General features: G+C 67.1%; 10 protein-coding genes and 1 tRNA gene. 2 read left to right on the top strand and 9 right to left on the bottom strand.

Annotation, left to right across the window (positions count from 1 at the left end; translation table 11 throughout):
* Positions 1-100: 100 nt before the first annotated feature.
* A complete protein-coding gene (locus CYJ22_RS09620; protein WP_007590158.1) occupies positions 101-430 on the bottom strand; it encodes a histone-like nucleoid-structuring protein Lsr2 in 330 nt (109 codons plus the stop codon).
* Between the two features lie 222 nt (positions 431-652).
* Between CYJ22_RS09620 and CYJ22_RS09615 the strand changes: the two genes are divergently transcribed.
* Together CYJ22_RS09615 and CYJ22_RS09610 are read left to right on the top strand one after the other, a co-directional pair.
* Positions 653-1,114 carry a MarR family winged helix-turn-helix transcriptional regulator gene (locus tag CYJ22_RS09615; protein WP_007590161.1) on the top strand — a complete coding sequence of 154 codons (462 nt, stop codon included), beginning with the start codon at positions 653-655 and terminating at the stop codon, positions 1,112-1,114.
* Positions 1,105-2,349 carry a chloride channel protein gene (locus CYJ22_RS09610; RefSeq protein WP_034497172.1) on the top strand — a complete coding sequence of 415 codons (1,245 nt, stop codon included), beginning with the start codon at positions 1,105-1,107 and terminating at the stop codon, positions 2,347-2,349. Before CYJ22_RS09615 ends, CYJ22_RS09610 begins: the two co-directional genes overlap by 10 nt.
* Before the next feature lie 371 nt (positions 2,350-2,720).
* Here the strand turns inward: CYJ22_RS09610 and CYJ22_RS09605 are convergent, their stop codons facing one another.
* The 8 genes from CYJ22_RS09605 to topA form a co-directional block, all read right to left on the bottom strand.
* The gene (locus CYJ22_RS09605) at positions 2,721-3,923 is read right to left on the bottom strand and encodes a PLP-dependent transferase (protein WP_101602449.1); all 1,203 of its coding nucleotides are present in this window, start codon (positions 3,921-3,923) and stop codon (positions 2,721-2,723) included.
* 73 nt (positions 3,924-3,996) lie between these two features.
* Positions 3,997-5,040 carry a ferrochelatase gene (hemH, locus tag CYJ22_RS09600; RefSeq protein WP_007590174.1) on the bottom strand — a complete coding sequence of 348 codons (1,044 nt, stop codon included), beginning with the start codon at positions 5,038-5,040 and terminating at the stop codon, positions 3,997-3,999.
* Positions 5,041-5,295: 255 nt separating this feature from the next.
* Entirely contained in the window at positions 5,296-5,766 is a 471-nt protein-coding gene (locus CYJ22_RS09595; RefSeq protein ID WP_007590173.1) for a Dps family protein, read from the bottom strand.
* 1,233 nt (positions 5,767-6,999) lie between these two features.
* A tRNA-Thr gene (locus tag CYJ22_RS09590) sits at positions 7,000-7,072 on the bottom strand.
* A gap of 115 nt (positions 7,073-7,187) precedes the next feature.
* Positions 7,188-8,798, bottom strand: a complete 1,611-nt coding sequence (locus CYJ22_RS09585) for an alpha/beta hydrolase (RefSeq protein WP_101602448.1) — start codon at positions 8,796-8,798, stop codon at positions 7,188-7,190.
* 36 nt (positions 8,799-8,834) lie between these two features.
* Positions 8,835-10,028: a DNA polymerase III subunit delta' gene (locus CYJ22_RS09580; RefSeq protein ID WP_101602447.1), complete on the bottom strand. Its 1,194-nt coding sequence runs from the start codon at positions 10,026-10,028 to the stop codon at positions 8,835-8,837.
* Positions 10,025-10,831: a dTMP kinase gene (tmk, locus tag CYJ22_RS09575; RefSeq protein WP_101602446.1), complete on the bottom strand. Its 807-nt coding sequence runs from the start codon at positions 10,829-10,831 to the stop codon at positions 10,025-10,027. Before tmk ends, CYJ22_RS09580 begins: the two co-directional genes overlap by 4 nt.
* A complete protein-coding gene (gene topA, locus CYJ22_RS09570; RefSeq protein WP_101602445.1) occupies positions 10,831-13,575 on the bottom strand; it encodes a type I DNA topoisomerase in 2,745 nt (914 codons plus the stop codon). The genes tmk and topA overlap by 1 nt, the downstream gene beginning before the upstream one ends.
* Positions 13,576-13,790 lie beyond the last annotated feature (215 nt).

Here is a 13,790-nt window from a genome sequence, read left to right as displayed (position 1 = left end):
CGCAACCCCCATCATCGGAAGACCTCGACCTCTACCCGGCCACGACACGCCCAACCCCGCATACCACCCCCACACCCTCAATTATGAAGAGCCACTAATGTCAGGCCTGAGCCTTGCGGTATTCCTCAACAACCTCAGCGGGAATACGTCCACGCTCGGACACATTGTGCCCATTTTCCTTCGCCCACGCGCGAATCTTCGCGTTCTCGAGGCGCTGAGTGGGGTTGCCCGCATTGCCGCGGCGACGGGTCGAACCCGTCTTACGGCCAGCCTTGATGTACGGCTGAATTGCTTCGGCAAATTCCTCGAAATGAGCGCGGTTCAGGTCAATTTCATAGGACGCGCCGTTGAATGCAAAACGGACGGTCTGGTCGGCGGGGGTGCCGTCGAAATCATCGACGACTTCCACAATCTTCTTCGTCTTCTTCACGATGTCGTTCCTTTCAGGGAAATGAGAGTCGGAATTAATAAAGTGCCTCATTCACTACAATTAGGGTAACTCACAATTGAGCGGAATTGTCAACGCAAATTTCAAATCGAACGTGACGTACACTGCACCGATTTATTGATCTGAGTAATTGAAAGTTATACTCGTAGGCAGCCCGAGGCCTGTTCGGCCTCACCAAGAAGCAGCACCGAACGAGGAGAAACCGTGAGCAGAGCACACCACCCCCGAGCGGCGGCCTGGGAGCTCTACTTCACCACGACGGCTCGCCTCACCGAACGCATCGAAGCCGCCCTCAAGTGTCAGGCGAGCCTGTCGATGCCCGAATACTCCGTGCTCCTCATGACCGACCGCGCCGGCGAGGAAGGCATCCGCCCCTCTCGCCTCGCCCATGAGGTCGTCTTCTCACGCTCACGCCTCACCCACACGATGAAGCGCCTCGAATCCCGAGGCCTTATCGAGCGCCGCCCGTGCGAGGGCGACGGCCGCGGAGGCCTCGTCTCCCTAACGCCAGCCGGCAAGACCCTCTTCGACGAGGCCGCCCTGGTCCAGCGCGACGTCATCCGCCGCCTGTTCCTCGACGACATCACGCCCGAGGAGATCGACATGCTCACCGGCCTGTTCTCGCGCGTGAGTGAGCGCCTCGACTCCGACACGCCATGTCCGTGAGCACGCGCCGGCTCGCGGTCGCAACACTCCTCACAGGGGTGGTTGCTGGCCTCGTTGGCCTCGCATGCAAGCACATCCTTCACTGGCTCCAGGCCCTCGCCTGGAACATGCACACGGGCACGCTACTCGAGGCCGCGAGCGCCGCCTCCCCCACCCGACGCATTCTCATCCTCACCCTCGGCGGATTGATCGGCGCCCTGTCCTGGTTCCTGCTGTTCCGCCGCAACAAGACCATCACCTCCGTGTCGGCCGCGGTCGACGGCACACCCATGCCTCCCCTGCGTACTTCCTGGCATGCCCTCACTCAGATCGTCATCGTGAGCCTGGGAGCATCCGTCGGACGCGAGGTCGCGCCCCGTGAGATGTCCGCTGCGCTCAGCGCCGCGGTGGCCGATCGACTGCGGCTCAGCACCGAGGACCGGCGCATCATCGTCGCCTGCGCGGCGGGCGCGGGCCTGGCCGCGGTCTACTCGATCCCCCTGTCGGGCGCGATCTACACGCTCGAGATCCTCCTCGTCTCGCGCTCGGGGCGCGCCGTTGCGCCCGCGTTCCTCACCTCGGGCCTTGCGGTCCTCGTTTCCACGGGATTCACGAGGCCGGAGGCCTTCTACACGGTCCCCACCCTCACGCCGTCCCTGTCCCTCACCGTGTTCGCCGCGATCGTCGGCCCACTGCTCGGGGCGGCCGGGTGGGCGTTCAAGAAGGCCGTAGCACGGATCAGCGCCGACCGTCCGCGCGACTGGCGCGTACTCGTGGCACTCCCCCTCGCCTCTCTGCTCGTCGGCATCACGGCCGTGTGGGTGCCCTCCGTCGTGGGCAACGGGCAGGCCAGCGCCCAGACGCAATTCGATGCGACGTGGGCTACCGGTATGGGGCTCGCGTTCGCTCTGCTGGTTCTCCTGGCGAAGACCGCGACGACGCTCCTAACAATCCGCGCGGGAGGCTGGGGTGGCGTCCTGACCCCCGCCGTCGCTCTCGGCGCTGGACTGGGGGCCGTCATCGGGCTGCCGTGGGCGACCGCGTGGCCGGGGTCGGAAGTGGCGGCGTTCGCCTTCCTCGGCGCCGCAGCTTTCCTGGGCGCGTCCATGAACGCTCCCTTCACGGGCCTCATCCTGGTCATCGAGTTCACGGCCCAGGGCCCCACGATCCTCGTGCCCGCGGCCCTCGCCGTCGGCGGCGCCACGGCGGCCGCGACCTGGCTGACCCGCCGGGCTTCACTGGGCCGCCAACCATAGCCGCCTCTGACAGTCGCTGTGCACATCCGGATAGGTTGTTCGCATCCGGATAGGTTAAGCGCATCCGGATAGGTTATTAAGCTATCCGGATGTTTGTTACCTATCCGGATGTTTGTTACCTATCCGGATGTTTGTTACCTATCCGGATGTTTGTTAGCTATCCGCGTGGGCACTCGTTCGGCACCCGGGCCACCCCGGCCTCGTCCCCTCAATGTCGCACGTAATTCGTCGACCGGTGCTTCGACTTTTGAAATAACATGCCCGGAATTGCAACGTTTCTCAGCTCAGCTAAAAACTGACCACATTAAATTACGTGCGAGATTTGTGGGGAACTGAGGCGTCGGAGCGACACCAGAGACGCCAGAGAGGCGTCAGATCTGCGCGAGCGCCTGATCCAAGTCCGCAATCAGATCCTGCGCGTCCTCGAGGCCGACCGCGAGGCGCAGGAGCGTGCCGGGCACGCCGCCCACGCCGCCGACGCGCGTCGAGTGCGTCATGATCGCCGGGTGCTCGATGAGAGACTCGGGCGCTCCCAGGGACGCGGCCAGAGCGAAGAGCCGCGTGCGCGTCGTCAGCTCGATCGCCGCCTCCTCGGTGGCAACCTGGAAGGAGAGCACTCCTCCCACGCCGGCCGGGTTCTGCCTGCGCGCCAGCTCGTAGCCAGGGTCCGAGGCCAGCCCCGGATAGTGGACCGCGCTCACCTTGGGGTGGGACTCCAGGAACTCGGCAACCCTCTGCGCGTTCGCGCAGTGGCGCTCCACGCGCAGCGCCAGCGTCTTGAGGCCGCGGTGGGCCAGGTACGTGTCGCGCGGGGAGGGCACGTGCCCGAGGGCCATCTGCAGCTTCACGGCCTCGGCGGCCGCGTCACGCTCACCGAAGAAGGGCTCGACGTGCGCGGGCAGCTCCAGACCATCGCGCAGGATGAAGGCGCCGCCGACCACGTCAGAGTGGCCGCCCACGTACTTGGTCGTCGAGTGCACGACGACGTCCGCGCCCAGCTCGAGGGGGCGCTGCAGGACCGGCGTCGCGAAGGTGTTGTCCACGATCAGCAAGCCGCCCACCTCGTGCGTGAGGGCCGCAATCGCGGCAATGTCCGTGACCAGCAGGAACGGGTTCGAGGGCGTCTCCACCCACACGATCTGCGGACGCTGGCTTCGGATCACGCGCTCGGCCTCGGCCAGGTCGGTGAGGTCCACGGCCTCGGAAGTAATGCCCTCGGCGGGCTTGATGACGCTCAGGAGCTTGTGGGTGCCCCCGTACACGTCTGTCGAGTGCACGACGTGGTCGCCGGGGCGCGCCAGCAGGCGGATCACCGTGTCCTCGGCGCTCATGCCCGACGGGAACGCGAAGCCGTGCGTCGCCCCCTCCAGGGCCGCGAGCGCGCCCGCGAACGCGTTGGTCGTCGGGTTGCCGCAGCGCCCATACTCGTAGCCTTCTCGCAGCTCGCCGGGCCGATCCTGCACGAACGTCGATGCGACGTGAATCGGGGGTACCACGTCACCCGTGATGGGGTCCGGGTCGAACCCGGCGTGGATGGCCAGCGTGGAGAAGGTCGTACAGTCAGGCGTGCTCATGCCTCCACGCTACGAGGCCGGGGCCGCATCCGCCGGAGGGTTTCGTTCGGCGGTCAATTGTGACAGCGCGCGCCTACACCCAGCCGGCCAGCGCGATGCGCGCCTGCTCCTCCAGGGACGCGACCGCACCCTCGGAGTCATTGCCCCACGGCACGTAGTGGAAGTCCCCTCCCCCGGCCTCGACGAAGGTCTCGCGGTTGAGCTGGTCGATCTCCTCGAGCGTCTCCAGGCAATCCGCCATGAAGCCCGGGCAGATGACGTCCACGCGCGGGCACTTCGCGGCACCCAGCTCGGCCATCTCCTCGATCGTCTGCGGGCCCAGCCACTCGGCGCGCCCGAACACGGACTGGAAGGTTGCCGTCAGGGACCCCATCGCCAGGCCCAGACGCGACTCGAGGGCTGCGACCGTGTGACGGCATTCGGCGCGGTAGGGGTCCCCGGCCTCGTCCATGGCGACCGGGATCGAGTGGAAGGACACGACGACGCGGTCCCCCGTCAGGAAGTTCGGGCGGCCTACGCGCTCCCAATGGCGCTCGAGGGCGGTCGCGAGCGCCTCGATGTATGCGGGGGCCGCGGGGAAGGATCGGTGCAGGCGCAGCTCGAATCCGTCGCGGTTGCGGCCAATCCACTGGGCAACCGCGTCGTTGATCGTCGTCACCGTCGAGGCCGCGTACTGCGGGTAGGCGGGCAGGATCGCCACGCGGCGCACGCCCTGCGCATGCAGGCGGTCCAGGACCGAGCCAATCGAGGGCTGTCCGTAGCGCATCGCAACCTCGACGCGCACGCCCGGCAGGCGCTCGCGAAGGAGGCGGGCCTGCTCGCGGGTGTAGTGCATGAGCGGCGAGCCCTGGTCCGTCCAGATGCTGCGGTACTTGCCGGCGACCTCGCGCGGTCGGACTCGTAGGATGATGCCCTCCAGGATGGGCTTCCACAGGAGCGGGCTCATCTCGATGACGCGACGGTCCGAGAGGAACTCGCGCAGGAAGGCGCGCACCGGGCCGGGCTCGGGGGCGGTCGGCGTCCCCAGGTTGACGAGGACGAGGGCGGGCTGCGCCTCGCTGCTCTGCGCGCGGTTCGGCGTCGAAGTGGTGGCTGCTGTGTCCTGGGAGTTCGTCACGCCACCAGCCTAATGTTCACGCTTCCCCGTGTCGCTGACGCTGTGTCACCTCCCGGGACCTGAGCGCGTTGCTCACACCGCCCCAGCTTATTCGCTTGGGGCGGTGCCGAAGCCTTGCGCCAGCCTTCACTCCCCAATACGACGCACGCCCCTCGTGCTCACATACAAGGGTGCCCCGCCTGCGACAGGCGGGGCACCCCAACGTTATTCAAGCGAGCCCGCTTGGCTCACTTCCTCCCGGCGGAGGTGTGCGGCTCAGGCCTGGCCGTTCTGCGAACGGATGAACCACGCCTGCTGCTCGAAGCGACGGATGTAGTCGTTGAGGATGTCGGCGGAGGCGGAATCCTCGGCGTCGACCTTCTCGTGCACGTCGCGCATGGTGCCCACGGTCGCGTTGATGGCGGCGACGGCGAGCTCCTCGGCGTCAGTGGTCTTGATGATCGTCTCGGGGACGGTCGGCAGGGTGTTGCGCTGGGCGACGACCTCGGGCAGGCCGTTGGGGACGACCTGGAGGGCGCGCATGCGCTCGGCGATCTCGTCGGAGGCCTCGCGGGCGATGTCCACGACCGCGTCGAGGTAGAGGTGCAGCGAGCGGAAGCCCTCGCCGGTGATGTTCCAGTGCAGCTGCTTGCCCACGAGGGACAGAGCGGTCACGTCGGTGAGGACCTTCTGCAGGTTGCCTGCGAGAACGTCGGAAGCCTTGAAGCCGGTGGACTCAACGGTCATGTTGTTTCTCCTATGCATGTGTATTCGGTACGGGGCTCGCCCTTGTGGGGCTGTGCCCTTCAGACACATCCATCTTGGCCCTTTGGTCCCAGGATTTCTAGTGCTAACAGCCCTTTAGTCAAATGTTTCACTATCTCGTAGTCGCGAGGGAATAATCCTCGGATTTCAGCGTTTTAAGGTCATTGACGCTTTCATTTTTCAGGCCAGGTTCGCCTAACCAATCTTGCCCGAGGCCACGGTTGCCTCATGCGGTTGGGTGCCGGCATTTGGGCCCAGGCACCTGCAGGGGCACGACGGCGTGACGCACCGATATATAACCGGAGCTTCATCAAACCCTCTCACGCGCACGTTAACCCGATAGGTTGCGGCCCTAACCCAGCAGGTGGCCACCTGGGCCCACTAACGCGCACGTTAACCCACCTCGTGGAGCGTGGATGGCTGCGCCCACGCGCATATCTGGGGGTTTACGTGCGAGTCAACAGGGTAACGTGCATGTTCAAGGGCTAACGCGCGAACAACACACCACGACAGCGATCGATTCCGCCAAATCGCAGACCCATTCAGCAAAAACAGCCGTTTTTGGAGTCTTTTCACCCAATGGGTCTGCAGTTTGGCCACGACACCACTGCAAACTGCGAGATCACCGCCACCAATCGGGGGGAATTGCATCATTAGAGCTGCGACACGCCGGAGATACGCCGCCAGCCAGCTTCTAATGCTGCAAAACCCCCCATTGCTTCCCGTGCGGAGGGATTGGTAGACCCAGCTGCGGAGCTCCACGCACAACGGTGAGACAAGCACCGGATAAATTTCGCACGTAATTTATCTCGGTCATTGTTTAAGACCTCACGAAAACGTTGCAATTCCAACGATACGAATTCAAAGTTTGAAACAGTGAAACGGGAATTACGTGCGGAATTGCTGTTTGGCAACCAAAACCGGGCTTCGAGACGACGCGCAGAGCCACACATCAGCGACCCGGCCCCGCCGGTGTGGAGGGCGCCGGTGGGCCAGGCTGCGGCGCCCGTGGGCGGTGGCGGGGCCTGGCCGGGCTTCGAGACGACGCGCCGAGCGAAGCTCGCGGCGCGGACGGCTCGCGGGCGGGCCGCCGCCCACGGGCGCACCAAGCGGCCCGGCCCGACGGCACCCGGAACACCAGCGGCGTCACAAGCAACACCGCAGCACCACACACGCATACAAAAACGCCCACCCGGTACCGGGTGGGCGTATCTGAGCCGCCTGTGGGAATCGAACCCACGACCTATTCATTACGAGTGAATCGCTCTGCCGACTGAGCTAAGGCGGCCGCGCCTGCCGTTCCACCGTCTCCGGGGCGTGCAGGCAACGGCACAACTCTACTGGACGAATCGCGCCGAACGCAAACCAGGACACCCACCAAGGGGATGTCGTGAGTCACGTCCCTACTCGCACATGAGGCCGTCGGCGGGGACGGTTCCCTTCACGAAGTAGTCCTCGACGGCGCGTACGACGCACGGGCTGGCACCGCGACGGTACGCGGTGTGGTTCCAGCCCTCGACGGAGACGAGGACGCCGCTGGCGAGCTGCCCGGACAGGCCCTGCGCCATGGAGTAAGGCGTCGCCGGGTCGTGGGTGGTGCCGATGACGACAATGGGGGCTGCGCCCTGAGCGGTGATGCGAGAACGCTTGGCGTGCTTGGTCGGCCAGGCTTCGAGGGCTGCCGACGGGTAGCCGACGTACTTGCCGAGGATCGGAAGTTCACTCTTCAGGGTCGCTACCTGTGCGGCCCACTCATCGATGTTTCCTTCGGGCGAATAGTCGAGGTTGTTGATCGCGTTGATCGCGTCGAAGGAATTGTCCTGGTAGGTGCCGTCGGGGTTACGCGAGTTGAGAGTGTCAGCGATGGCGAGCAGACCGCTACCGTCGCCCTTCTGCCACGCCATTCCGAAGGCCTGCGTGAGCTGCGGCCACCACTGGGTGTTATACATGGCGCCGGTCAGCGCGGTCACGGCTAGATTTTCGGTGAGCGGGCGCGCCGGGTCGTTCGTGCGCATCGGGCTGTCCTCGAGCGAGTCGAGGAAGGAGCGCACGGTCTGGATTCCCTCGTCGAGGCTGCGGCCCATCGGGCACGAGGCCTGGGTCGCGCAGTCGGAGATCCAGTGCTGGAGCGAGGCGTCGAGGCCGCGCATCTGGAGGGCCGAGACCTCGTTGACGCTGAGGGTCGGGTCGAGGGCGCCGTCGAGCACGAAGCGGCCGACGCGCTCAGGGAAGAGCCCGGCGTAGGTGGCACCGAGGAAGGTGCCGTAGGAGTAGCCGAGCAGGTTCAGGGTTTCCTGCCCGAGGACGGCGCGCACCATGTCGAAGTCGCGGGCGGCGCTGACGGTGTCGATGTGCTCAAACAGGCTGCCCGAGTGTTCGCGGCATCCCGCCGCGAACACTCGTGAGTCCTCCTGCACTTCGGCGACCGCAGACTGGGGGGATTCGTCGGCGGTGTCCTCATCGTCGCCGTCGTTACGTTCGTCCTTCTCCAGGTCGGTCATGCAGAAGACGGGGGTCGAGTCGCCCACGCCGCGCGGGTCGAGGGCCACGATGTCGTAGGCCTTGACGACAGCTTCACCGATTCCCTGCGCCGCGTAGTAGGGCAGCGAGGAGACGACGGCGCCACCGGGGCCACCCGGGTTGATGAAGAGCGCGGGCGCGTTCTCCACGCCGGAGCGGTGGATGGCCAGCGCGAGCGTGATCTGGTCGCCGTCAGGGTTCGACCAGTCGAGGGGTGCCTTGAGGAACGCGCACTGGTACTCGCTCGCGTTGGAAGAGTTGATGCCCTGGAAGGAGTCGAAGGTCCCCTCCGCGCACACGCCCCAATCGATCGCCTGCTCGTAGTAGGACTGGGTGGAGCCCGACTGGACCGGGATGGGAGCGGCCGAGGAGGTAGCCGTCGCCTGGGGCACCGGCCCTTTACGCTGGGTTCCGTAATAGCCGATGATGGTCAGGACAATCGCGACGACAGCGAGGATAGCGACGGCGCCGGCCGCGATGGAGCGAGTCTTCATGGCCCCGATTGTAACGGAGAAACGCTGGGTCAGTTTTCACGCCTGGGGGCGCAACGAAATCGCCATGTCCTCCAGGACCAGCAGGGGGTTTCCATTCGACACGAGGCGCTTGCGCGCGGTCTCGATGTGGTCGACGCGCGCGAGGGTCTGGCGAGGCGTGGAATCCTGCGCAATCTCGTGCACCAGATCGGACAGGTCCGTGTTGATAAGCTCGCCGTCCCCGCCCACCTGGACCATGAGGACGTCGCGGTAGATCGCGAGCAGGTCGATGAGGGCGCGGTCGATCGCGTCGGTGAGGGCGCGCTTGGAGCGGCGCTTCTGGTCTTCCTCGAGCTGGCGGATCATCGTGCGCGAGGCCTTGGTGGCGCTCTCGCCCTCGTCCATGCCGAGCTGACGCAGCAGCTCCGCCTTTTCGCGGGCGTTTCGTTCACTAACCTGCGCGTCGGCCTGGGCTTTCGCGGTCTCGAGGAGGCGGTCGGCGGCCATGACGGCCTCGCCGACGCTGCGCACGGAGGCGGGGGCGGTGATGATGGCTCGGCGGCGTTCGCGCATCTGGGGGTCGCGGGCGAGCGCGCGCGCCAGGCCGATGTGCGACTGGGCGGCGCGCGCAGCCTCCAGCGCGACATCTGGGGTGGCGACGCCCTCGCGCACGAGCAGGTCGGCGACCGCGCTGGCGGTGGGGATACGCAGGCCGAGGTGGCGGCAACGCGAGCGGATCGTCGCGATCATGTCCTCGGGGCTGGGGGCGCACAGCAGCCATACGGTGTGCTCGGGCGGCTCCTCGATGGCCTTGAGCAGGGCGTTCGCACCTGACTCGCCGAGGCGGTCCGCGTCCTCGACGACGATGACTCGCCACAGCCCCTGGGAGGGCGAGGACTGCGCCTGCAGCACGAGGGAACGCGCGGTCTCCACGTTGATGATCGAGGTCTCAGTGGCCGCGAAGACGACGTCGGCGTTCGTGCGGCCCATCGTCGTGCGGCATCCGGCGCACTGGCCGCACCCCACGGCCTCGCCCGTGCACTGCAGGGCTGCCGCGAAGGCGCGGGCGGCGACGGAGCGCCCCGACCCGGGAGGGCCGGTGATGAGCCAGGCGTGGCTCATGGAGCGCGCGTCGTCGGAGGCGCGAGAGCCGCCACGGGAGGCGACGATCGCGCGGGCGGACGCCGCGGCCTCGCTGAGTTTAGCGACCGCCGCTTCCTGTCCGACGAGCGAGGACCAGACGCTCATCATTCATCCCAGAGCGCGCCCTGGGATTCGCCCAGGGCTCCCACCATGGTGGCGGGTTTACGGGACGAGCCCTTGTTCGCGCTCTTCTCGCGCGGTTTCTCGGGGGCCTCGGGGGCCTCAGAGGACGAGGCCGAGGCATCCGGCGCGGGCACGGGAGCGTCGTGGGCCTCGTCGATGGTGACGGAGCCGCCCTCGAAGCGCTCGACGAGGACGCCGCGAATCTCGGAGAAAACCTCGTCGACCGTGCCCACCGCGTCGATGACGACGATGCGGTCGGGCTCGGCGTCCGCGAGGCGCAGGTACTCGTGACGCACGCGCTCGTGGAAATCCATGGACTCGCGCTCCATGCGGTCCGGGGCGTCGGTGCGGCGGCGCGCGCCGACCTCCGGGGGCAGGTCCAGGAGGAACGTCAGCGAGGGGTAGAGGCCGCGGGTCGCCCACGCGGACAGGGAGGCGATTTCGTCCACGCCGAGGGAGCGGGCCGCACCCTGGTAGGCCAGGGAGGAGTCGATGTAGCGGTCCCCCAGCACGACCGCGCCGCGCTCGAGGGCGGGAGCAATGACCGTGGCGACGTGGTAGGCGCGGTCGGCCGCGTACAGGAGGGCCTCCGTGCGCGCATCGACGTCCTCGGGGCCGTTTTGCACGAGGCGACGGATCTCCGTGCCCAGCTCGGTGCCGCCCGGCTCGCGGGTGACGATGACCTCGCGGCCACGGCTCTCGAACCAGTCGCGCACCGACTGGATCTGCGTGGACTTCCCCGAGCCGTCGCCACCTTCGAAGGTGATGAACACTCCTCGCGCTGCCATCAGCTGTCCTTCTTCGTCGCGGCCTTCTTGGTGGCCGTCTTCTTCGCGGTGGTCTTCTTCGCCGTCGTCTTCTTGGCCGTCGTCTTCTTCGCGGCCGTCTTGCGCGTGCGCTTGGGGGCGGGGCCCTTGGCGCGCTTATCGGCGAGGAGCTCGTAGGCACGCTCGGCCGTCAGGTCCTCCACCGTCTCGGCGCGAGGCACCGTCACGTTGGTCTCGCCGTCCGTCACGTAGGGGCCGAAGCGGCCGTCCTTGACGGTAACCTTCTTGCCCGAGATCGGGTCCTCGCCGAACTCGCGCAGCGGCGGGCGGGCCGTGCCGCGGCCGCGGGTCTTGGGCTGCGCGTAGATGGCCAGGGCCTCGTCCAGGGTGATGCTCAGCAGCTGGTCCTCGGAGGCCAGCGTGCGCGAATCCGTGCCCTTCTTCAGGTAGGGGCCGTAGCGGCCGTTCTGCGCGGTGATGACCTCGCCCGAGGCCGGGTCCGTGCCCACCTCGCGCGGCAGGGACAGCAGTGACAGGGCGTCCTCGAGGGTGACGGTGGCGATGTCCATGGTCTTGAACAGCGAGGCGGTGCGAGGCTTGGCGGCCGCCTTCTTCGTCTTCTTCGCGCCCTCCTCGCCGCCATCGGCTGCCTCGGGCAGGACCTCGGTGACGTAGGGGCCGTAGCGGCCGTCTTTAACGATGATCGTGTGACCGGTCTCCGGGTCGACGCCCAGCTCGCGGCCGTCGTCGGCGGCGCGGGAGAAGAGCTGGTCCACCAGCTCGTCCGTCAGCTCGTCGGGGGCGACCTCCGGCGGCACGTTCGCGCGCGTCCCGTCGGCCTTTTCCATGTAGGGGCCGTAGCGACCCACGCGCAGCGTCACGCCGCGACCCAGGTCGATCGAGTTGACGGCGCGCGCGTCGATGTCGTCACCCAGGGAGGCGACGTCGTGGCGCAGACCGCCGTTCTCGCCCGTGCCGTCGGGGCCGAAGAAGAAGCCGGTCAGGAACTCCGTGCCATTCTCCTCGCCCGCGGCGATACGGTCCAGGTCGCCCTCCATCGAGGCCGTGAAGTCGTAGTCGACCAGGTTCGCCAGGTTCTCCTCGAGCAGGCGCGTTACGGAGAACGCCAGCCACGTGGGCACCAGGTACTGGCCGCGGTGCGTCACGTACCCGCGGTCCCCGATCGTCTGGATGGTAGCCGCGTAGGTGGAGGGACGCCCGATGCCGAGTTCCTCCATGGTCTTGACCAGCGTGGCCTCCGTGTAGCGGCCCGGGGGCTGGGTCTCGTGGCCGTCGGGGGTGGCCTCAGTCAGCGTCGCGGGATCGCCCTCAGCGACGTCGGGCAGGGTCTTCTCCGCGTCGTTCTTTTCCGCGTCGTAACGCCCCTGGTCACGGCCCTCCTGGTAGGCCAGGCGGAAGCCCGGGGAGGTGATGACCGTGCCCGAGGCCGAGGACAGCACGTCGTGGCGCTTACCGTCGACCTCGATGCCGGTGAGCACGCGGATCGTCGCCGTGTAGCCGAGAGCGTCGGCCATCTGCGAGGCAACCGTGCGCTTCCAAATCAGGTCATACAGCGCCAGCTGCTGCTTCGACAGGGAACCGGCCACCTCGCCCGGCGTGCGGAAGTGGTCGCCCGCGGGACGGATCGCCTCGTGCGCCTCCTGGGCGCCCTTCGAGGTGGTGCCGTACAGGCGCGGGGACTCGGCCACGGCCTCGGCCCCGTAGAGCTGGGTGGCCTGCTCGCGGGCGGCGTGGATCGCCTGGCTGGACAGCGCCGTGGAGTCGGTACGCATGTAGGTGATGTAACCGGACTCGTAGAGGGACTGGGCGGTGCGCATCGTCGAGGACGCGTTCCAGTGCAGCTTGCGCGAGGCCTCCTGCTGGAGGGTCGACGTCGTGAAGGGGGCGGCCGGACGGCGACGGTAGGGCTTGCGGGTCACCGAGTCGATGACCGAGGCCGGGGCGTCCGACAGCGCCTGCGCATAGGCCCGCGCGGTGGCCTCGTCCAGGTGGAGGACGCCGGCCTTGGCCGCCTTCGCGCTCAGCTCGCCCTTCTCACTGAAGTCGGAGCCGGTCGCGATCGAGTGGCCGTCCACGGAGGAGACGCGCGCGCCGAAGGCCTGGCCCGCCGACGTGAAAGCCGTGTCGATCGACCAGTACTGGGCGCTCACGTGCGCCATGCGCTCACGTTCCCTGGCGACCACGAGGCGCGTGGCCACCGACTGCACACGCCCAGCCGACAGGGACGGGCGGATCTTGCGCCACAGGAGGGGCGAGACCTCGTAGCCGTAGAGGCGGTCGAGGATGCGGCGGGTCTCCTGCGCGTCCACGAGGTCGGTGTCCAGGTCGCGCGTGTTCTCCAGGGCGCGCTGGATCGCTTCCTTCGTGATTTCGTGGAACACCATGCGACGCACGGGAACCTTCGGCTTCAAGACCTGCAGGAGGTGCCACGCGATGGCCTCACCCTCGCGGTCCTCATCAGTTGCCAGATAGAGTTCGTCGCACTCCTTGAGGAGCTTCTTGAGTTCGGTGACCTTTTTCTTCTTGTCCGGGTTCACCACGTAGTAGGGCGCGAAACCGTCATCCACGTTGACGGCGAAGCGGCCGAAGGGCCCCTTCTTCATGTCCTTGGGCAGCTCGGAGGGCTGCGGGAGGTCACGGATGTGGCCGATGGAGGCCGTCACGTGGTAGTCGGGACCCAGGTATCCCTCGATGGTGGCTGCCTTCGCAGGAGACTCCACGATCACGAGCTTCGTCGCTGACATTGCCGGTCCCTTCCGTCGCTTCCCCAGTATTTGTAGCACCTCACCGGCGGGTCTACGCGCCGAGGCATCTGGGAGGACCTTACCGCGTCCCACCCGCATCTGGATACCGGGGCCGCTTCCGCGCGTCTCACGCCGCTCGGGTTTGACATTCACGAGGCAGTGGCCGATTCTCGCGCGCGGGCGCGCCCAGGCGACGCATCGGAGGGCGCACACGG

Origin of the sequence: Schaalia odontolytica (genome assembly GCF_002847525.1) — a bacterium.
Classification (GTDB): domain Bacteria; phylum Actinomycetota; class Actinomycetes; order Actinomycetales; family Actinomycetaceae; genus Pauljensenia; species Pauljensenia odontolytica_B.
Note: the sequence above shows the minus strand (reverse complement) of the source record. Positions and strands in the feature narration are given on the sequence as shown.

Excerpts from the sequence above, each read along its gene's own strand:
- CYJ22_RS09610 (WP_034497172.1), top strand. The coding sequence starts at position 1,105 with ATGTCCGTGAGCACGCGCCGGCTCGCGGTCGCAACACTCCTCACAGGG.
- topA (WP_101602445.1), bottom strand. The coding sequence starts at position 13,575 with ATGTCAGCGACGAAGCTCGTGATCGTGGAGTCTCCTGCGAAGGCAGCC.
- CYJ22_RS09580 (WP_101602447.1), bottom strand. The coding sequence starts at position 10,028 with ATGATGAGCGTCTGGTCCTCGCTCGTCGGACAGGAAGCGGCGGTCGCT.
- CYJ22_RS09595 (WP_007590173.1), bottom strand. The coding sequence starts at position 5,766 with ATGACCGTTGAGTCCACCGGCTTCAAGGCTTCCGACGTTCTCGCAGGC.
- tmk (WP_101602446.1), bottom strand. The coding sequence starts at position 10,831 with ATGGCAGCGCGAGGAGTGTTCATCACCTTCGAAGGTGGCGACGGCTCG.
- CYJ22_RS09605 (WP_101602449.1), bottom strand. The coding sequence starts at position 3,923 with ATGAGCACGCCTGACTGTACGACCTTCTCCACGCTGGCCATCCACGCC.
- CYJ22_RS09585 (WP_101602448.1), bottom strand. The coding sequence starts at position 8,798 with ATGAAGACTCGCTCCATCGCGGCCGGCGCCGTCGCTATCCTCGCTGTC.